16 protein-coding genes are annotated in these 18057 nt (G+C 62.6%); 9 read left to right on the forward strand and 7 right to left on the reverse strand.

The features are described 5' to 3' along the window. Positions 1–17: 17 nt before the first annotated feature. Positions 18–2471 (forward strand): GcvT family protein, encoded by a 2454-nt coding sequence (locus ACR3EL_RS02245; protein ID WP_480720267.1) that lies wholly within the window; start codon positions 18–20, stop codon positions 2469–2471. Between the two features lie 245 nt (positions 2472–2716). Continuing rightward, positions 2717–3622, forward strand: coding sequence for an EamA family transporter RarD (gene rarD / locus ACR3EL_RS02250; RefSeq protein ID WP_170342316.1), 906 nt, complete (start codon positions 2717–2719; stop codon positions 3620–3622). Here rarD and ACR3EL_RS02255 read toward each other — a convergent pair. Together ACR3EL_RS02255 and ACR3EL_RS02260 are read right to left on the reverse strand one after the other, a co-directional pair. Beyond that, positions 3613–4320: an SGNH/GDSL hydrolase family protein gene (locus ACR3EL_RS02255; RefSeq protein WP_480720270.1), complete on the reverse strand. Its 708-nt coding sequence runs from the start codon at positions 4318–4320 to the stop codon at positions 3613–3615. The genes rarD and ACR3EL_RS02255 overlap by 10 nt on opposite strands. Before the next feature lie 7 nt (positions 4321–4327). Further along, complete coding sequence (locus tag ACR3EL_RS02260) at positions 4328–4738, reverse strand: nuclear transport factor 2 family protein (RefSeq protein ID WP_480720272.1); 411 nt, start codon at positions 4736–4738, stop codon at positions 4328–4330. Between the two features lie 94 nt (positions 4739–4832). On the opposite strand from ACR3EL_RS02260, the gene ACR3EL_RS02265 reads away from it, so the two are divergent. The 4 genes from ACR3EL_RS02265 to ACR3EL_RS02280 all read left to right on the forward strand — a co-directional run bounded on the left by ACR3EL_RS02265 (position 4833) and on the right by ACR3EL_RS02280 (position 7812). Continuing rightward, the gene (locus tag ACR3EL_RS02265; RefSeq protein WP_480720274.1) at positions 4833–5480 is read left to right on the forward strand and encodes an RluA family pseudouridine synthase; all 648 of its coding nucleotides are present in this window, start codon (positions 4833–4835) and stop codon (positions 5478–5480) included. A 129-nt stretch (positions 5481–5609) separates the two neighbouring features. After that, positions 5610–6281 (forward strand): YiaD family glycine zipper/OmpA-like lipoprotein, encoded by a 672-nt coding sequence (locus ACR3EL_RS02270; RefSeq protein ID WP_170341353.1) that lies wholly within the window; start codon positions 5610–5612, stop codon positions 6279–6281. A 137-nt stretch (positions 6282–6418) separates the two neighbouring features. After that, positions 6419–6961 (forward strand): NADPH-dependent FMN reductase, encoded by a 543-nt coding sequence (locus ACR3EL_RS02275; protein ID WP_170451355.1) that lies wholly within the window; start codon positions 6419–6421, stop codon positions 6959–6961. A 38-nt stretch (positions 6962–6999) separates the two neighbouring features. Beyond that, a complete protein-coding gene (locus ACR3EL_RS02280) occupies positions 7000–7812 on the forward strand; it encodes an HTD2 family dehydratase (RefSeq protein ID WP_480720277.1) in 813 nt (270 codons plus the stop codon). Here ACR3EL_RS02280 and ACR3EL_RS02285 read toward each other — a convergent pair. Beyond that, complete coding sequence (locus ACR3EL_RS02285; RefSeq protein WP_480720280.1) at positions 7804–8838, reverse strand: NAD(P)/FAD-dependent oxidoreductase; 1035 nt, start codon at positions 8836–8838, stop codon at positions 7804–7806. The genes ACR3EL_RS02280 and ACR3EL_RS02285 overlap by 9 nt on opposite strands. A gap of 55 nt (positions 8839–8893) precedes the next feature. Between ACR3EL_RS02285 and mnmC2 the strand changes: the two genes are divergently transcribed. Both mnmC2 and ACR3EL_RS02295 read left to right on the forward strand, forming a co-directional pair. After that, entirely contained in the window at positions 8894–9559 is a 666-nt protein-coding gene (gene mnmC2, locus ACR3EL_RS02290) for a tRNA (5-methylaminomethyl-2-thiouridine)(34)-methyltransferase MnmC2 (protein WP_170341361.1), read from the forward strand. After that, a complete protein-coding gene (locus ACR3EL_RS02295) occupies positions 9556–10425 on the forward strand; it encodes a DMT family transporter (RefSeq protein ID WP_093964295.1) in 870 nt (289 codons plus the stop codon). Before mnmC2 ends, ACR3EL_RS02295 begins: the two co-directional genes overlap by 4 nt. Here ACR3EL_RS02295 and ACR3EL_RS02300 read toward each other — a convergent pair. After that, positions 10399–12372 carry a lytic transglycosylase domain-containing protein gene (locus ACR3EL_RS02300; protein ID WP_170341362.1) on the reverse strand — a complete coding sequence of 658 codons (1974 nt, stop codon included), beginning with the start codon at positions 12370–12372 and terminating at the stop codon, positions 10399–10401. The genes ACR3EL_RS02295 and ACR3EL_RS02300 overlap by 27 nt on opposite strands. A gap of 133 nt (positions 12373–12505) precedes the next feature. Between ACR3EL_RS02300 and dapA the strand changes: the two genes are divergently transcribed. After that, on the forward strand, positions 12506–13378 hold the full coding sequence (gene dapA, locus ACR3EL_RS02305; protein WP_093964297.1) for a 4-hydroxy-tetrahydrodipicolinate synthase: 873 nt from the start codon (positions 12506–12508) through the stop codon (positions 13376–13378). A gap of 74 nt (positions 13379–13452) precedes the next feature. On the opposite strand, the gene ACR3EL_RS02310 is transcribed toward dapA, so the two are convergent. The 3 genes from ACR3EL_RS02310 to ACR3EL_RS02320 form a co-directional block, all read right to left on the reverse strand. Then, positions 13453–14325 carry a dimethyl sulfoxide reductase anchor subunit family protein gene (locus ACR3EL_RS02310; RefSeq protein WP_170369211.1) on the reverse strand — a complete coding sequence of 291 codons (873 nt, stop codon included), beginning with the start codon at positions 14323–14325 and terminating at the stop codon, positions 13453–13455. A gap of 1 nt (position 14326) precedes the next feature. After that, positions 14327–15076 (reverse strand): 4Fe-4S dicluster domain-containing protein, encoded by a 750-nt coding sequence (locus ACR3EL_RS02315; RefSeq protein ID WP_170341366.1) that lies wholly within the window; start codon positions 15074–15076, stop codon positions 14327–14329. Between the two features lie 112 nt (positions 15077–15188). Continuing rightward, on the reverse strand, positions 15189–18008 hold the full coding sequence (locus tag ACR3EL_RS02320) for a molybdopterin oxidoreductase family protein (protein WP_170341367.1): 2820 nt from the start codon (positions 18006–18008) through the stop codon (positions 15189–15191). Positions 18009–18057 lie beyond the last annotated feature (49 nt).

The raw sequence follows: 18057 nt of genomic DNA on the forward strand, positions 1-18057 counted from the left end.
AGATTGGAGACTTCGGAATGGTTGATCTTCCCAGCAAGGCCCGCGTGGTGATCATCGGTGGCGGTGTGATCGGATGCTCGGTGGCCTATCACCTGACCAAGAAAGGCTGGAGCGACGTTGTTCTGCTGGAGCGCAAGCAGCTGACCAGTGGCACGACCTGGCACGCGGCTGGCCTGATCGCTCAACTGCGCGCGACCGCGAACATGACCAAGCTGGCGAAATACAGCCAGGAACTCTATGGCGCGCTCGAGGAGGAAACCGGCGTCGCCACGGGCTTCAAACGCTGTGGCTCGATCACCGTGGCGCTGACGGATGAGCGCAAGGAAGAGATCTACCGCCAGGCCGCCATGGCCCGCGCCTTCGGGGTCGAGGTCGAAGAGATCTCGAACGAACGCGTGGCCGAACTGTATCCGCATCTTAATCTGGATGGGGTCAAGGGCGCGGTCTATCTGCCGCTGGACGGGCAGGGCGATCCGGCCAACATTGCGCTGGCGCTGGCCAAGGGTGCCCGTCAGCGCGGCGCAGTCGTCAAGGAACGGGTGAAGGTCACCGAGATCGCAAAGCAGGGCCGCAAAGTTACCGGCGTCGACTGGGTGGCGGATGATGGCAGCGCCCCGGGCCATATCGAGTGTGACATGGTGGTCAACTGCGCCGGCATGTGGGGGCATCAAGTGGGGCGCATGGCGGGCGTGAACGTTCCGCTGCATGCCTGCGAGCATTTCTACATCGTGACAGAGGGCATCGACGGCCTGACCCAGCTTCCGGTTCTGCGGGTGCCGGACGAATGCGCCTATTACAAGGAGGACGCCGGGAAAATCCTGCTGGGCGCCTTCGAGCCCAACGCCAAGCCCTGGGCGATGGACGGCATCCCCGACAGTTTCGAGTTCGACCAACTGCCCGAGGATTTCGACCATTTCGAACCGATCCTCGAGGCCGCCTGCAACCGCATGCCGATGCTGGCCGAGGCGGGCATCCATACCTTCTTCAACGGGCCGGAATCCTTCACTCCCGACGACGCCTATCACCTTGGCCTTGCGCCCGAGATGGACAATGTCTGGGTCGCCGCCGGGTTCAACTCGATCGGGATCCAGTCTGCGGGCGGCGCGGGAATGGCGCTGGCGGAATGGATGGACTCGGGTGAAAAACCCTTTGACCTGGGCGACGTGGACATCAGCCGGATGCAGCCATTCCAGGGCAACAAGCAGTATCTATTCGAGCGGTCCAAGGAAACGCTGGGCCTGCTCTATGCCGACCACTACCCCTATCGGCAAAAGGCCACGGCGCGCGGCGTGCGCCGGACGCCGTTCCACCACCACCTGAAAGAAAACGGGGCCGTCTTTGGCGAGCTGGCCGGCTGGGAGCGCGCGAACTGGTTCGCCAATGAGGGGCAGGAACGCGAATACCGCTACAGCTGGAGGCGCCAGAACTGGTTCGAAAACTCGGCCGCCGAACACCGTGCAGTGCGCGAGAACGTGGGCATGTATGACATGTCCTCGTTCGGAAAAATTCGGGTCGAAGGCCCCGATGCCCAGGTTTTCATGAACTATATCGGTGGCGGCGACTACGCGGTTCCAAACGGCAAGATCGTCTACACCCAATTCTTGAACCGGCATGGCGGGATCGAGGCAGACGTGACCGTGACCCGCCTTTCCGAGACCGCCTATCTGGTCGTGACCCCGGCGGCGACGCGACTGGCCGACCAGACGTGGATGATGCGTCATTCGGGCAATTTCAATGTGGTCATCACCGATGTCACGGCCGGCGAAGGCGTTCTGGCGGTGATGGGGCCCAACGCGCGGAACTTGCTTGAAAAAGTTTCGCCCAACGACTTCTCGAACGCGGCAAACCCATTCGGCACCGCGCAGGAAATCGAGATCGGAATGGGCCTGGCACGCGTTCACCGCGTGACCTATGTGGGCGAACTTGGGTGGGAGGTCTACGTGTCGTCGGATATGGCCGGCCACGTTTTTGAAACGCTGCACGAGGCCGGGCAGGACATGGGCCTGAAGCTGTGCGGTATGCACATGATGGACAGCTGCCGGATCGAAAAGGGATTCCGTCACTTCGGTCATGACATCACCTGCGAAGATCACGTGGTGGACGCCGGTCTCGGCTTTGCCGTCAAGGTGGACAAGGGGTGTGATTTCATTGGCCGAGATGCGGTAATTGCCCGCAAGGACAGCGGCCCCCACAGCCGCCTGGTGCAATTCAAGCTGACCGACCCTGAACCGCTGCTGTTCCACAACGAACCGATTATCCGCGATGGCGAATATGTGGGTTACATCAGCTCAGGAAACTATGGCCACACTTTGGGTGGCGCGATCGGCATGGGTTATGTCCCCTGCAAGGGCGAAAGCGCGGCCGACGTGCTGTCCTCGACATACGAGATTGACGTCTGTGGAGTTAAGGTCCGCGCCGAGGCGTCGCTCAAACCCATGTACGATCCGAAATCCGAACGTGTGAAGGTCTGATGGCGGGTTGGGGGCGTTGCTCCCATGCAATTGCATAGCGCCGGATGGAGGTTCTTGACGAGGCCTCCATCCGGCCACGACTTTAGCGAAAAACAAAGCAGAGCCGAACAAGGCCCTGCCGGCCGTACACCTGACGATGGGGTTGCCGACCCATCACAATTCGTTATGGGCGTCTTCAAGCTTTTCTGAGTTTCAATGGCAAAGCACTTTGCCTAAAGACGGGGGGTATCAGCTGGAGACCATTCATGGCCGAGCGCCCGACCCAAACCCAGAACACGGATTCGCCAAAAGGCCTTGCGCTGGCTGTTACGGCGTATGTCCTTTGGGGTTTTCTGCCGCTCTACATGAAGGCAATGGCGCATATCGGTCCCGTCGAAATCGTGGCGCATCGCATCATCTGGTCGGTGCCGGTGGCCGGGTTGTTGCTGGTCGCGCTGGGGCGAACCGGTGATCTGAAGGCGGCGCTGCGTGATCCGCGCATGTTGGGAATGGCATGCCTGACGGCGGCCCTGATTTCGGTGAACTGGGCTATCTACGTCTGGGCGATCGCCAGTGGCAACGCTTTGGACGCGGCGCTGGGGTATTACATCAACCCGCTGTTCAGCATAGCGCTGGGAGCGATCCTGCTGCGCGAGTCCCTGACCCGAACACAGTTGATTGCCGTGGGGCTTGCCGCCTTGGGCGTTCTGGTTCTGGTGGTCGAGGCCGGCCGTCTGCCATGGGCGGCGCTGGGGTTGATGGTCAGCTGGGGATTTTATGCGTTCTTCAAGCGCTCGTTGCCCATCGGACCAAACCAGGGATTCCTGCTCGAGGTTCTGATTTTGCTGGTTCCCGCGCTGGCTTATGTGACTTGGTTGGGCGTGCAGGGCACCGGACATTTTGGAGGCGCCGCAACAGATACCATGCTGTTGGCCGGGGCGGGTATCGTGACCGCTGTTCCGCTGCTGGTCTATGCCAACGGGGCCAAGCTGGTGCGACTTTCGACCATGGGCATCCTGCAGTACATCGCGCCGACCATGATATTCATCACGGCGATCACGCTGTTTGGTGAGCAGATCGACCGCGGGCGCATGATTGCCTTTCCGCTGATTTGGGCCGCACTGGTTGTCTATTCAGTGCCCATGATCCGTCAGGTGCGCGGTCAGACCTGATCGAGGATCATTCGCGCGGCCTGCTCTGCCCAAAGGCGATAGGCTTTGGGGCTTGGGTGATAGCCGTCCACAGCGGCTAGGGCCGGATCGTCGGGCAGGTGCAGCGCCAGATGCCGGGCCTGTGGAAAGCTCGAGATCACCTCTCTCAGCCCCTCGTCAAGGCGCGCGGATTGCCTTCCCAGAACCCATGCCAAGGGCTGTGGCAGCGCCGGGAACCGATCCATCTGCGGGACGCCCGTCACGATCACAGTCCGCACGCCCAGATCAACGGTGAGCAAGCGCATCAACTCGGCCTGTTGCCGTTTGAACCGGCTGCAGGACACGGCTCGAGTGACGTCGTTGACGCCCAAGGCCGTAACAGCCGCGTCAAACTGGCCTTCGATCCCGCGCAGGTCTTCGATCGTGTCACCGGTCGTGTGGCCGGTCGTTGCAACAAGGCGCCACTCAACGCTGAACTGGCGGCTGAGCAGTTTCACCAACTGGCCCGACAGCGCCTGTTCCTGAGTGCCAGCCCCAACGCCTGCGGCTGAACTGTCGCCTGCGATCAGCAAGCGCAGTCTCGGCCCGCGGCCTTGCCGGCCCTCACGCGCACCGGAAGGTTCGGGCAGCCGCACGGCCCTCTGCCGAACCAGCAGAGCCTGTGCCGCCAACACCGGCAGCAGCGGAACTCTCAGAAGCTGATCGGCGGCAATGGACACGGGTGGCTCAGCTCAAAGCGTTCCGAAATTCCAGGAACCGGTGGTCTTTCATGACGCGCGCCATCATGGCCTCGCGCAGGGCGCCAACGGTCTTGTAGGGACGCATGGCGACTTCGAATGTCTGAATCAGCCCGTCATCGTTGAGCTTGATCAGGTCAACGCCAACAGCGTCCAGTTCACCCACCTTGCATTGAAACTCCAATGCCCAGTCTTTGCCATCGCCCATGATCCGGCGATAGCGAAACTCGGAAAAAACCTGTCCGACATGACCCAATACCGCCGCCACCGGGGCGCGGCCTGTCCAGGTGCTGTAGTAGGTCGGCGGAAGGAACTGCACGTCTTCGGCCAGCAATTCATGGATCAGGCTCTCGTCGCCCTTGGCGACCACTTCCTGCATTCGTTCGATCGTCGGGTGCATGTCATCTCCTCTGCCTGGCGCGAGAGTTGCCGAGAAGCCTTCTCATCGCAAGGACGACGTTGCGAGAGGCGGCGCCCTGCGATAGGCAGCCCGCATGAGCGATACCTATGATCCCCCCAAAACGCCGCTTGACGTGCTGCACGAGGATGCGCAGGTGATCGTGGTGAACAAGCCGGCGGGCCTGCTGTCGGTGCCCGGCCGTGGAGAGCACCTGGCCGATTGTCTGCTGGTCCGTGTGCAGGCTGCATTTCCGCAGGCCTTGCTGGTCCACCGGTTGGACCGCGATACCTCAGGCGTCATGATCTTTGCCCAGACCCCGCACGCCCAACGATATCTGGGACAGCAATTCGAAAACCGGCAGACACGAAAAACCTACGTCGCCCGTGTGTGGGGCCGGGTGGAACCAAAGACCGGCACGGTAGACTTGCCGTTGATCGTGGATTGGCCCAACAGGCCGCGCCAGATGGTGTGCCACGAGACCGGAAAGCCGGCAGTCACGGATTGGCGGGTCGTCCGGTACGAAGGGGACACCACCCGCGTTCGCCTGTTTCCAAAAACCGGTCGCTCGCACCAGTTGCGGGTTCATATGCAGGCACTGGGCTATCCGATCCTGGGCGACCCGTTCTATGCCGAAGGACCGGCGCGCGATTTCCCCAGGCTGATGCTTCATTCCGAGGAATTGCGCGTCAAACACCCCGAGGATGGCATATCGATGAAATTTCGCGCTCTGCCGGATTTCTGAGCGCCTTGGGGGCGGCGGGTATTCGCCGATCTCACGTTTTTGTCGCTTGAGCCTGTTTGTGTCAGGCGTGCTATAATCACGTCAAACACGTAACCCGGAAAAACGGGTGCAGGAGCAGAAGGTGAACCCATGAAAATTTCCAGATTCTTGCTGCCGGTCGGGCTGAGCGCCGCATTTGTGCTGGGGGCCTGTACCGACCCCGGTACGTTGCGGGTTCAGGACGACCCGAACCAGAACGCCAAGCAGGGAGCGTTGCTGGGCGGTCTGATTGGCGCCGGTGTTGGCGCCATCGCCAATGACTCGAACCCTGGGCTGGGTGCCGTTGCCGGTGCGGCCATCGGTGCTGCCGGCGGCGGGTTGATCGGCAACCAGTTGGACCGGCAGGCAGCCGAACTGCGTCAGCAACTGGCCAATGACGGTATCACGATCGTCAACGCCGGAGACCGGCTGATCGTCACGGTTCCGAATGACATCACCTTCGACACCGACAGCGCCACGGTCCGGCCTGCGCTGAGGGCGGATCTGGTCCGCGTGGGGCAAAACCTGGTGAACTATCCCAACTCGAACGTACAGATCATCGGGCACACCGACAGCGATGGTGAAGCCGGCTACAATCAGATCCTGTCCGAACGCCGCGCCAACGCGGTGGCGGATGTTCTGCAGGCCAATGGCGTCAGCTATGCGCGTATCGCCACGATCGGCCGCGGTGAAAACCAACCGATCGCCTCGAACCTGACGCCCGAGGGCAAGGCGCAGAACCGCCGGGTCGAGATCGTGATCGTGCCAAGCGGCAACGCCTGAGCCGATCAACAGCCAACTGCCGGGGGCCGCCGCGAGCGGCCCCTTTCTTTTTTGCACACTGACTGCGCGTCAGGCGGGCTATGGTTTGCGGTCGGGATGACTAAACTGCAGCCGAAACACATGACGGAGATATCCTGATGTCCGAACCGATCCTTCTGGGCCTGTCCGGCTCGTTGCGGCAGAACGCCACCAATCGACGCCTGATCCGTGAAGCGGCGCGCCTGTTCGGCGCGGGAACGTTCATCGAAGCTGATCTGAATCTGCCACTCTATGATGGAGATGCTGAGGAGGCCGAGGGGATCCCGGCCGAAGTTCAGATCCTGGCGGATCAGATCGCCGGTGCCCATGCGGTGGTCATTTCCACTCCGGAATACAACAAGGGGCCGTCAGGCGTTCTGAAGAACGCGCTGGACTGGGTCAGCCGGACCAAGGGCAATCCCTGGGCCGACAAACCGGTTGCGGTGATGTCCGCGGCGGCGGGCCGGGCCGGAGGCGAACGGGCGCAGATGATCCTGCGGTCTTTCATGGTGCCGTTTCAGCCGCGCATCCTGCAGGGCCCCGAAATTCATCTGGCCGACAGCTCGAACGAGTTCGACGATTCAGGTCGGTTGCGCAGCGACCGGTACGAACGGACGCTGGGCCAGTTGATGGAGAAGCTGCGGGCCGAAGCAGGTTTCTGAGCCTTGTCGGGCTGGCCGAGCCTGCTTAGGGTGCGGCCATGACGGATCAAGTTTCCTCGGAAATTCAGCACGACGTGATGGACCCTGCCCGGGCGGCGGCGTTTCAGGTCGCGTTGGGGCAGGCACCTTCGATCGGCATGGGCACGTCGCTGCCGCCGTTCTTTCACCAGCTGTATTTCTGGTCACCGCGCCCGCCCGAAGGTTTGGGTCGCGACGGCCATCCCGCGGTGGGCGGAGGGCTGGTCCCCGATCTCGGTCTTCCGCGTCGGATGTGGGCCGGTGGGCGATTACGGTTCGCCGCTCCGCTGATTGCTGGCACACCAGCCGAACGCCGCTCGACCTTGAGCAATGTGAGCACCAAAACTGGACGGACCGGGCCCTTGGGGTTTGTGACCCTCAAGCGCGAAATCTGGCAGGACGATACGCTGTGCCTGACCGAATGGCAGGACCTTGTCTATCGCGAGGACCCCTCGGCCGATGCACCAAAACCAGAGGCCTCGGTTGCCCGGACGGACGAAACAGACCTGCGCCAGGTCGCGTTCGACACCACGCTGCTGTTTCGGTACTCGGCGCTGACTTTCAATGGCCACCGCATCCACTATGACCTTGACTATGCCCGCGATGTCGAAGGCTATGCCGGGCTGGTGGTTCATGGACCGCTTCTGGCGCAACACCTGATGCTGCTCGCCACTGATCTCATGGGGCCGCTGGCCGAGTTCTCCTTTCGCGCGTCCTCTCCGCTGATGCATTTCGAGCCTGCCACGCTGTGCCGAAACGGAAACGATTTATGGGTCCGCGGTCCGGACGGTCGGCAGTGCATGCAGGCCGTGGCCCTTCCACGGTCACAGTGACGCCTCGGGGCGGAAGCCTTCGGGGATCGAATCCTGTCCGTCCAGCACCAGATCTGCCATGATCTCGGCCACCTTTGGGGCCATGCCGAACCCGATCTTGAAGCCGCCATTGGCAATGAACTGGCCCTTGTGCAGCGGGTGTGCGCCCAGCATCGGCGCTCGGCTCTTGCTGCGGGGGCGGACCCCGGCCCAACGCTCGATCACCTCCGCGCCGTGTAGAACAGGAACCGCCTGCAACGCGCGCTGGATCACATCGTCAAGCGCAGCATCGGTGCCGGTCGGGTCGTCATAGGCCCGCTCAGACGTCGAGCCGATGGCCAGTGTCCCGTCGGCGTGGGGCACGAAATGGATCGACTCCGCAAACAGCTGCGGCACTTGGCCCGCGTCGAAGCGCAGCAGTGCCGCCTGTCCCTTGACCCCGTTTCCGACCGCCTTGCCGAAAGCATCGGACAGTTCCAACAGGCCGGACACCCCGGTCGCATGAATGACTGCCCCGGTGTCCGGGGCCTCGGGCACGACCTCAACCCCCATCACGGCCAGCGCGGCCACCAGCGCGGCGCAGGCCCGGCGTGGATGCATGCGTGCACTCAACGTATCGTGGATGACGAATCCCGTTGCGCTGGGCGGGCACCATGATCCGACCGAGCGCGCCTCGACCACGGTCCATTCAGCCCGGCCCTGCCACAGGTCGCGGGCCGAGGTCGCACGCTGATGTGCAAGGTCGAGGCTCTTTTGGTCGTTGATGGGCTGGATCCTCCCCAGACGCGCATAGCCGGGCGAAACGCCGCCGGTGGCTTCAACCTGCCGCCAGAACGGTTGGGCCATCAGCAAGCTTTCGAATTGGAATGCTTTCTTGTCGTTCCAGTTTTCCGGAACGTGCGGGGCAAGGGCACCCACCAGCCCGCCGCTGGACCCTGAACCAGCGCCGTAGGGATCGACGACCCGAACCTTGGCGCCACGTCGCGCACAGGTCCAGGCGATGGACAGGCCGAATATCCCAGCCCCGCGGATCGTCACATCGACCATTGCCAATCCCCTTTTCCTTGTTCAGTGTCGCGCCGCTTAGCTACAGGAATTCCCGATGGCAGACCAGCGCGCCAAATTGTCGTGGAGGGATGAGACAGTCCCTGTTTCTGATCGTTTCGACGACCCCTATTTCAGCCTTCAGAACGGACTGGAGGAGACCCGTCATGTCTTTTTGCAGGGCAACGATCTGCCCGCGCGCTTTGCCCCCGGCTTTCACATCGCCGAGCTGGGATTCGGAACCGGACTGAACATGCTGACCGCTTGGTCGGAATGGGAGAAGTCCGGACAATCGGGTCCGCTGACGTTCACCAGTTTCGAAGCCTTTCCAATGGCCCCTGCCGACATGAAACGCGCGCTTGCGGCCTTTCCCGAGCTGGCGCCTTGGGCCGACCGGTTCCTTGACCGATGGCAGGGTGGCGGCTGTGATTTGGACACGCTGCGTCTGACCGTGATCGAAGGTGATGCCCGCCAGACCCTGCCCCTTTGGGACGGGCTCGCCGATGCCTGGTTCCTGGATGGGTTCTCGCCCGCCAAGAACCCTGAGCTGTGGCAGCCGGAAATGATGCGGCAAGTGGCGGCCCATACCGCGCCCGAAGGGACGGCTGCCACCTATACTGCAGCCGGGTTCGTGCGGCGTGGGTTGCAGGATGCCGGGTTTTCGGTATCCCGCGCGCCGGGATACGGCCGCAAACGGCACATGACGCGGGCGACCAAGGCATGACCCAGACAAACAACGTGCGGGCGGGTATTGCGCTGATGATCGCGGCCACGATCGTGTTTGCGCTGCAGGACGGCATCTCGCGTCATCTGGCTGGCACGTACAACACCTACATGGTGGTCATGCTGCGATACTGGTTCTTTGCGGCCTTCGTGATTGCCTTGGCGGCACGTGCACCCGGCGGTCTGGCGGCCGCGGCCCGGACCAGGCAACCGGGCCTGCAGATCCTGCGCGGCCTGCTGCTTGCCGGCGAGATCTGCGTCGCCGTCTACGGCTTTACCATTCTCGGACTGATCGAGAGCCAGGCGGTGTTCATCTGTTATCCTCTTCTGGTCGCCGCGCTCAGCGGGCCGGTGCTGGGCGAGAAGGTCGGCTGGCGGCGCTGGTCGGCCATCGGGGTCGGATGCGTTGGCGTGCTGATCATTCTGCAGCCCGGCATGGGCGTCTTCAATCCGTGGGCAGTGATCCCCCTGATCTCGGCGCTGATGTTTGCGTTCTACGGTCTGCTGACCCGCTATGCCGCGCGTCAGGACAGCACCGCAACCAGCTTCTTCTGGACCGGGATCGTGGGAGCATTGGTCATGACCTGCATCGGCCTGTGGTTCTGGGAGCCGATGGTACCGCGGGATTGGTTCTGGATGGGGCTGCTGTGCATCACCGGTGTTCTGGGGCATTGGCTGCTGATCAAGTGCTACGAGATGGCCGAGGCCAGCGCCGTACAGCCCTTTGCCTATTTCCACCTGATGTGGAGCGCAATCCTGGGCATCACGATCTTTGACGAGACCCTGCGCCCCGCGGTGGTCGCGGGGGCGGGGCTGGTGGTGGCGGCGGGTCTGTTCACCCTATGGCGCGAACGCAGACAGGGTTGATCCGACCAACTCCTGCGAGAAGGGGATCGGCAGCGCGGGTTTGCCCAGCCTTGCGCGGTAGACGGGCAGGCTTTCGGTCACCCGCATCACATAGTTGCGGGTCTCGTTGAATGGGATCGTCTCGATCCAGTCGACGATATCCACTGCGCCCGTTCGCGGGTCGCCGTAGCGGTCCATCCATGATTTCGGGCGATTGGGGCCGGCATTGTAACCTGCGGCCATCATCACGACGTTGCCGTTGAATTCGTCAGCCAGCCCGGCCAGATAATTTGCCCCCAGTTTGGCGTTGTATCGCCAATCCGAGGTCAAACGTCCCGTCTGATGGCCGCTGAGAATGCCCAGTTCCTGCGCGACCAGCTTGGCGGTCGCAGGCATCACCTGCATCAGGCCGCGCGCGCCGGCACCGCTGATTACAACCGGGTCGAATTCGCTTTCCCGACGGGCGATGGCCAGGGTCATTTCCTTGGCCATGGGCAATCCGATATCCGCAACGGGATGGACCGGGTAATACGCCGCAGGCAATACCACGCCATTCGTCGCGGCCCGTTTGGCGATCATCACCGCCAAGTGCGGCTCCTTCAACTCGACCGCCAGATCACCCAGCTGGCCGGCCTGCACCGGATCCAGGCTTTCGACCAGGTGCGTCAGGAACCGTTCGCCCAATTCCGGCTCACCAGCTCGTATCAGCAGCAGCCCCGCCTCAAGCACACTGGACTTGGCGAACTCGGCCTGTTTCCAATGGGGCGCCCGGCGCGGGTTGGCCAAGTCGCTGTCAAATGGCCGTCCGATCTGTTCTGCAGCTAACAGGCCATAGAACGAGGTCTGGTAGTCGGCGCCGATTGCATAAGCCTCATAGGCTTTCTCGGCGTTTCCGGTGGCAGCGTAGGCCCGGCCCAGCCAATACCCGCCCCGACCCATCGAGATCGGAGACTTCACGGCCCCCAGGAAGTTCTGGAAATGCCGAACCGCTGTGGCCGGGTCGTTCAGCTTGCGCAACGCCAGGAAACCCGACAGCCACTCAAGGTCGGCATAACCATACCCCATCTCGGGTGTCATGTGGTGATTGGCGGCGATGGCATAGGCCCGGTTCGCATCACCCTGACGCATTTCCAGCCGAGCCAGCCTGCGCCGCCCTTCGGCCCACTTGTCGGGTTCGCCCAGCGCCTGTGGGCTGGTCGAGCGCGCCAGCATCAGGTCAATGGCGCTGTCGTCCAGCTCTTTGCGGTCCCGCCATACGAACCGGTCAAAGGCCAGCCCCGGATCATCGGCAAGCGCCTTCGGAACGGCGGCAACCTTGCCATCCACGCCGGGTTGGCGCTTTTGCAGGGCGATCCGCGCTTCGGCCAGTTTGCGGTAGTCTTCGCTGACCAGTGGCAGCATCTGGGTCGAGCTGATCAGATGGCCATCCCACAGCATCCGGTCCAGACGAGCCTCGTGATGCGGTTTCAGCAATGACCCGAAGTTCTGAACGTAGTCCTGCTGCAGGCCCGAACCCATCGGCATCGTCCGCCAGGCAGTGACGATATCCGCCTCGGCCTCACCGGTCCGGCCTTTGGCCTTCAGTGCCACGGCATAGTTCAGAGCTCCTTCGGCGGTCTGTGGTGGGTTGTCCTTGTAGAACTTCAGCACCCGGTCCGGGTCCGCGCCGGTAAAGGACGGCTCGCTTTTGCGGCGCAGCCAGGCAAGGCCCGGCCAATCGGGCCGCCGGTCCAGAAAGACCAGAACATCGCCCGAACTGCCAAACCCTTGGCGCAGCCAGTGCCACACGATGATGTCGCGCGCGACCGAGCCGCGGGTGCCGGCCACGCGCAAGGCGGCGTTCCAGTCGCCTTTGCGCATTTCGGACATTGCGGCCCGAAGATCGGATACCGCATCGGCCCGCACGCCCTGAGTTTGAAGCGTCAAAGCTAGAATCATCGTCGCGATCAGCGACAGAATCCGTGTCATCCCTTGCATTTCCCGACCAACCGAGGATACAGCCATTCAGGATAAACCTTGCGCCGCCGGGATCAACTCAAGAAACCTAAATTCGTGTCGGCCCGCGGCGCGCATCACACGATTGAACCTCAAGGAGCGTTCCATGTTCAAAGGCTCGATGCCAGCTCTCGTCACCCCGTTCCGCAACGGCGAGTTGGACTTGGATACGCTCAAACAATTGGTGGAATGGCAAATTGCCGAAGGGTCGACCGGTCTGGTGCCCGTCGGCACGACCGGCGAGAGCCCGACGCTGAGCCACGAGGAACACGAAACCGTAGTGGCCGAGGTGGTCAAGGCCGCCGCGGGGCGCGTGCCGGTCATCGCCGGGGCCGGGTCAAACAACACGGTCGAAGCCATCCGGTTCGTGCGATTCGCACAGAAAGTGGGTGCGGATGCGGCCCTGGTCGTCACGCCCTACTACAACAAGCCGACTCAGAAAGGTCTGTTGTCGCATTTTCGGGCGCTGCATGACTGTGCGGATATTCCGATCATCATCTACAACATCCCGGGCCGCTCGGTCATCGACATGAACCCGGACACCATGGGTGCGCTGGCGCAACTGCCTCGAATCATCGGTGTCAAGGACGCCACGGGCGATCTTGCCCGCGTCAGCCAGCAGCGCGCTTCCTGCGGCAAAGACTTCTGCCAGCTTTCGGGTGAGGACGCGACAGCCCTGGGTTTCAACGCCCATGGTGGCGTCGGCTGTATCTCGGTCACCGCAAACGTGGCCCCGAAGCTGTGTGCCGAGTTCCAGCAGGCGACCCTGTCCGGCGACTATGCGACGGCGCTGGAGTATCAGGATCGGTTGATGCCGCTGCACGAAGCCATATTCATCGAACCGGGCCTGGTGGGTGCGAAATACGCGCTCAGCAAACTGGGACGCTGCACCGAAGAAGTGCGGTCGCCGCTGACGACGCTGGAAAACAGCACAAAGGCCGCGATTGATGCCGCGATGGAGCATGCAGGCCTGATCTGATCAGGCGCGTTCCGAAAGAAAAAGGGCGGTGTCCGGGAGAACCGGCACCGCCCTTTTCTTGTTTGCAGGGTGACTTAGCGCTTGCCGTAGTACAGCCCGACCACATGTTCAGCCTGGGCAAAGAACAGCCAGCGCGAAGTTGCGATACCCGCCATATGAGACAGCACCGCCAGCGCTCCGACCAGGTGGTTGAACGGTAGGATCAACAGACCGACGGGAACCACGAAGGCCAAGGCAAAGGAAATGGCCCGCAGCTTGTCTGCGTGTTTGCGTCCGACAACGTGAACAAATTCGCGCAGCAGATAGTTGGTTCCTGTATGCGGCGGTTCAAACGCGCGGACAGAACCCCGGTCGCCAAGGCCAGTTGCCGTACCAAGGTTGGTTCCCGAGTTGGCCAAGGCCTGATCGCCCGAACGCCAGTACAGGATCTGAACCAGCGCGGCGATCAACAGCAGCGGGATCGCAAACGCGGTCTGCCCCGCCAAAAGCGCGCCGCCAGCCACGCTGAAGCTCAGAAACATCACGGGCGTCAGTGTCAGATTCCACCGCGGGATCGTCTTGAGTTGCGTGTAGATCATCGAGGTGGTGAAAACGGTCGCCAATGAGAGCAGCGAACCGATCAGACCCAGACCGGACCAGCGTTGGTTCAGAAAGATCACACCGATCGCGTAGAGCCCCATGACCAACAGGGCCAGAACTGCGCACCAGCCCTCGCGGCTGAGCCAGCTTGTCTTCCATTGGGTGAACGCCTTGAGGGCGCGCTCGGGGTGGCCGAGGTGAAAGGTCGAGGCCATGAGCCCACCCACGGACAGCGCATAGGCGATGGCGAAGAACACGAAGGCCACCCAGCCCGAGACATTCGGAAAGCCGAGGCCCAGGAAAAACAGCAGGCCGAAGCCCAGCCCCGACAGGGTGGTGAACAGGATGACGGAAGGTGCGGGATGCATGTCAGAGCTTCTCCAATGCCTTGTCCAGCCAGCCAAGGAAGCCCTTCGGCTCGTCGGCGACCGGCGCCAGCAGGGGCGCCAGGATGTCGATCTGCTCTTCGACCGTATCCTTGGGGCGGGGTGGCAGGTATTTGTTGACCGGTTTGGTGCCCATTTCGGGCATCAGATCCATTCCGCCGCGCTCGGCCACCAGTTGGCTGACCTCGCTGTCGGGGTCGCCCAGGTCACCGAAATGGCGGGCACCCGCGGGGCAGGTCCGCACGCAAGTGGGAACGCGATCTTCCTCGGGCAGGTTGTCGTTGTAGATGCGATCGACGCACAGGGTGCATTTCTTCATGACGCCCTCTGCGGCGTCCAGTTCGCGCGCGCCATAGGGGCAGGCCCAGGCGCACAGGCCGCAGCCGATGCAGTCGCTTTCGTTGACCAGCACGATCCCGTCCTCGACCCGCTTGTAACTGGCGCCGGTGGGGCAGACGGTGACGCAGGGGGCATCCTCGCAATGCAGGCAGGATTTGGGGAAATGGATCAGCTGGGCGGCACCTTCGGCCGGCTGCACCTCGTAGGAGTGCACCCGGTTCAGGAATGTGCCCGAGGGGTCGGCGCCATAGGCGTCCTGATCGGACAGGGGCGCGCCGTAGTTCTCGGTGTTCCAGCCCTTGCAGGAGATCACGCAGGCGTGGCAGCCGACGCAGGTATCCAGGTCAATGACCAGGCCCATTTTTCGCTCGGTGGATTGGGGAAGTTGGGTCATGGCGTCTGCTCTTTGTCGAGGGCCGGGGCCGACAGGGGGCCAGCCCCCTCCTGAGCCGCTCGGCTCAATTCATCCCCGGAGTATTGCGGGCCAAATGGAGTGTGGCGCTGGGTCATTTGCCGATCTTCCATGCAAGATCCTTGGGGCCGGTGCCGACCGGAGACTTGATTGGCGGGAATTCCGGTTGGCTTTGGGCGTCTGCCGGTGCTTCGGCTTTTTCGATCTTGACCTTGAGGTCAAACCACGCGGCCTGTCCCGTGATCGGGTCGGAATTGGCCCAGCGCAGACCGTCGCCCTTGGGCGGCAGCAATTCGTGGATCAGGTGGTTGAGCAGGAATCCTTTAGTTGCCTCGGGCGCGTCGGGCTGCAACGCCCATGCCCCTTTGCGTTTGCCGATGGCGTTCCATGTCCAGACGGTGTTGTCGTTCAACGCCGCCATTTCCATCACCGGCACAGTGATTTCTCCGTGCGGAGAACTGACTTTGGCCCAATCCCCGTCCTTCAGTCCGTGTTCGCGCATCAGCTTGGTGGGAACATAAAGCGGGTTGCGCCCGTGCAGTTGCCGCAACCAGGCATTCTGGGTGCCCCAGCTGTGATACATCGCCATGGGGCGCTGGGTCAGGGCGTTGACGGTAAAGCCCTCGTTTCCGGTCTGGTCGGTTTCGTACCAGATCGGAAGCGGGTCCATGGTTTCCCTGATACGGCCGCGCAGGTGTTCGGGTGGCTGGCGGTCACCATAGCCTTCGGCGGCCAGCTGGAACTTGCGCATCGGCTCGGAATAGAGCTGGAACAGGTAGGGTTGCGGGCTGTCATACAGGCCCATTCCCACTGCCCAGTCCTGATAGGCGGCGTTCCAGGGTTTGTAGAACAGGGCCTCGTCCGGGATGTGTTCCAGGTAGAAGCCGCCATTCTCGATGTAGCGCTCCAGTTGGTTCGGGTTCACGTCGCCCCGACCCACCTGCGAGCCATCTGCGCCGCGGAACCCAGCCAGCGGGCCGATCCCGGGCTTACGCTGGTGGTTGACCATGTAGTCGGCGTAGTCCGTATACTTGGCCGAGCCGTCCTCATCCGTGAAACCCGGCAGACCCAGCTTGTTGGCCAGTTGGATCAGCACCGTCTGAAATCCGCGCACGTCGCGATCGGGTTCGATCACCGGCCAGCGGATCGCATCTGCGGCTCCGTCGGCCTCGCAGATCGGGCGGTCGAGGAGCGAGATGCAGTCATGGCGCTCCAGATAGGTCGTGTCGGGCAGGATCAGGTCGGCATAGGCCACCATTTCCGAGGAATAGGCGTCGGAATAGATGATCCGCGGGATCACGTAGTCGCCGTTGTCATCCTTATCCGTCAGCATCTCGATCACGCCCTTGGTGTTCATGGTCGAGTTCCAGGACATGTTGGCCATGTACATGAACAGCGTGTCGATCTTGTAGGGATCGCCCGCGTGAGCGTTCGAGATCACCATGTGCATCAGCCCGTGGCTGGACATCGGGTTTTCCCAGGTAAAGGCCTTGTCGATGCGCGCCGGGCTGCCATCGGCCTTCAGGGCCAGATCTTCGGGGCCGCGCACGAAACCCAGATGCGGGCCGTCCAGGGGAGAGTTTGGCGTGACCTTGCAATGGGGGGTCGGGTGTGCTTCGACCGGCTTCGGATAGGGCGGCTTGAAGCGGAACCCACCCGGGACTTCGACCGTGCCAAGCAGGATCTGCAGCACGTGCAGCGCACGGCAGGTCTGAAACCCGTTGGCATGGGCCGAAACGCCGCGCATGGCATGCATGGCCACCGGCCGGCCGATCATCTTGCTATGCTTTTCGCCCCGGAAGTCAGTCCATTCCTGGTCCAGCTCGAAGGCCTCGTCAAAAGCGACGCGCGCCAGCTCACCGGCGATGGCGCGGATCCGGCTGGCGGGTACGCCGCATTCCTCGGCCACCGCTTCGGGGGCGTATTCGTCGCTGAGGTATTTTTCCGCCATCAGGTGGAAGACCGGCCTGTGGGTGATGCCGTCCATTTCATAGGTGGCGGTCAGGTCGGGCCGGACGCCCGGTTTGTCAAAGGCCGTCGGTTGCCCGGTGACCCGGTCAATCACCAGCGGCTTGCCATCCGCGTCCCGCAGAAACAGGCCGTTCTCGGGGCCTTCGGCGGCGTTGATGAGCACCGGCGCATTCGTGTAGCGGCTCAGGTAATCCAGGTCGATCTTGCCGGCCTTCATCAACACATGGATCAGCGACAGGATGAACAGACCGTCGGTGCCGGGCGTGATGCCGACCCAGTCATCGGCCACTGCGTTGTAGCCGGTGCGGATCGGGTTCACCCCGATCACGCGGGCACCGCGCGCCTTGATCTTACCAATGCCCATCTTGATCGGGTTGCTGTCATGGTCCTCGGCCACGCCGAACAGCATGAACAGCTTGGTGCGGTCCCAATCGGGCTGGCCGAATTCCCAGAACGCGCCGCCCATCGTGTAGATGCCGCCGGCCGCCATGTTGACCGAGCAGAAACCGCCATGGGCCGCATAGTTGCAGGTGCCGAAATTCTGGGCCCAGAAGCTGGTGAAGGACTGCGACTGGTCGCGGCCGGTGAAAAAGGCCAGTTTCTCGGGGTTGTCCTCGCGCAGCGGCTTGAGCCAGCCGACCGCGATGTCCAACGCTTCGTCCCAGCTGATTTCCTCGAACTCACCCGACCCGCGCGGACCCACCCGCTTGAGCGGAGCGCGCAGGCGTGACGGGGCGTTGACCTGCATGATGCCCGCGCTGCCTTTGGCGCACAGAACCCCCTTGTTCACCGGGTGGTCACGGTTGCCCTCGATATATGCGACCTTGCCATCTTTCATGTGGACGTTGATCCCGCACCGGCAGGCACACATGTAGCAGGTTGTCTTGCGAACCTCGTCCGAGACCTTGGGGGACGTGTCGAGGATTGGCTGCTGATGGGTCATTTGCGGATCCAGTCGTTTGCGTCGGGACGAACTTGTCACTTTCAGCTCG

This window comes from Ruegeria sp. BJ3 (assembly GCF_056535665.1).

Coding starts and splice junctions, on each gene's coding strand:
- ACR3EL_RS02275 (WP_170451355.1), top strand. CDS start 6,419: ATGTCCGAACCGATCCTTCTGGGCCTGTCCGGCTCGTTGCGGCAGAAC.
- rarD (WP_170342316.1), top strand. CDS start 2,717: ATGGCCGAGCGCCCGACCCAAACCCAGAACACGGATTCGCCAAAAGGC.
- dapA (WP_093964297.1), top strand. CDS start 12,506: ATGTTCAAAGGCTCGATGCCAGCTCTCGTCACCCCGTTCCGCAACGGC.
- ACR3EL_RS02320 (WP_170341367.1), bottom strand. CDS start 18,008: ATGACCCATCAGCAGCCAATCCTCGACACGTCCCCCAAGGTCTCGGAC.
- ACR3EL_RS02260 (WP_480720272.1), bottom strand. CDS start 4,738: ATGCACCCGACGATCGAACGAATGCAGGAAGTGGTCGCCAAGGGCGAC.
- ACR3EL_RS02270 (WP_170341353.1), top strand. CDS start 5,610: ATGAAAATTTCCAGATTCTTGCTGCCGGTCGGGCTGAGCGCCGCATTT.
- ACR3EL_RS02265 (WP_480720274.1), top strand. CDS start 4,833: ATGAGCGATACCTATGATCCCCCCAAAACGCCGCTTGACGTGCTGCAC.
- mnmC2 (WP_170341361.1), top strand. CDS start 8,894: ATGGCAGACCAGCGCGCCAAATTGTCGTGGAGGGATGAGACAGTCCCT.
- ACR3EL_RS02315 (WP_170341366.1), bottom strand. CDS start 15,076: ATGACCCAACTTCCCCAATCCACCGAGCGAAAAATGGGCCTGGTCATT.
- ACR3EL_RS02285 (WP_480720280.1), bottom strand. CDS start 8,838: ATGGTCGATGTGACGATCCGCGGGGCTGGGATATTCGGCCTGTCCATC.
- ACR3EL_RS02295 (WP_093964295.1), top strand. CDS start 9,556: ATGACCCAGACAAACAACGTGCGGGCGGGTATTGCGCTGATGATCGCG.
- ACR3EL_RS02300 (WP_170341362.1), bottom strand. CDS start 12,372: ATGACACGGATTCTGTCGCTGATCGCGACGATGATTCTAGCTTTGACG.
- ACR3EL_RS02280 (WP_480720277.1), top strand. CDS start 7,000: ATGACGGATCAAGTTTCCTCGGAAATTCAGCACGACGTGATGGACCCT.
- ACR3EL_RS02245 (WP_480720267.1), top strand. CDS start 18: ATGGTTGATCTTCCCAGCAAGGCCCGCGTGGTGATCATCGGTGGCGGT.
- ACR3EL_RS02310 (WP_170369211.1), bottom strand. CDS start 14,325: ATGCATCCCGCACCTTCCGTCATCCTGTTCACCACCCTGTCGGGGCTG.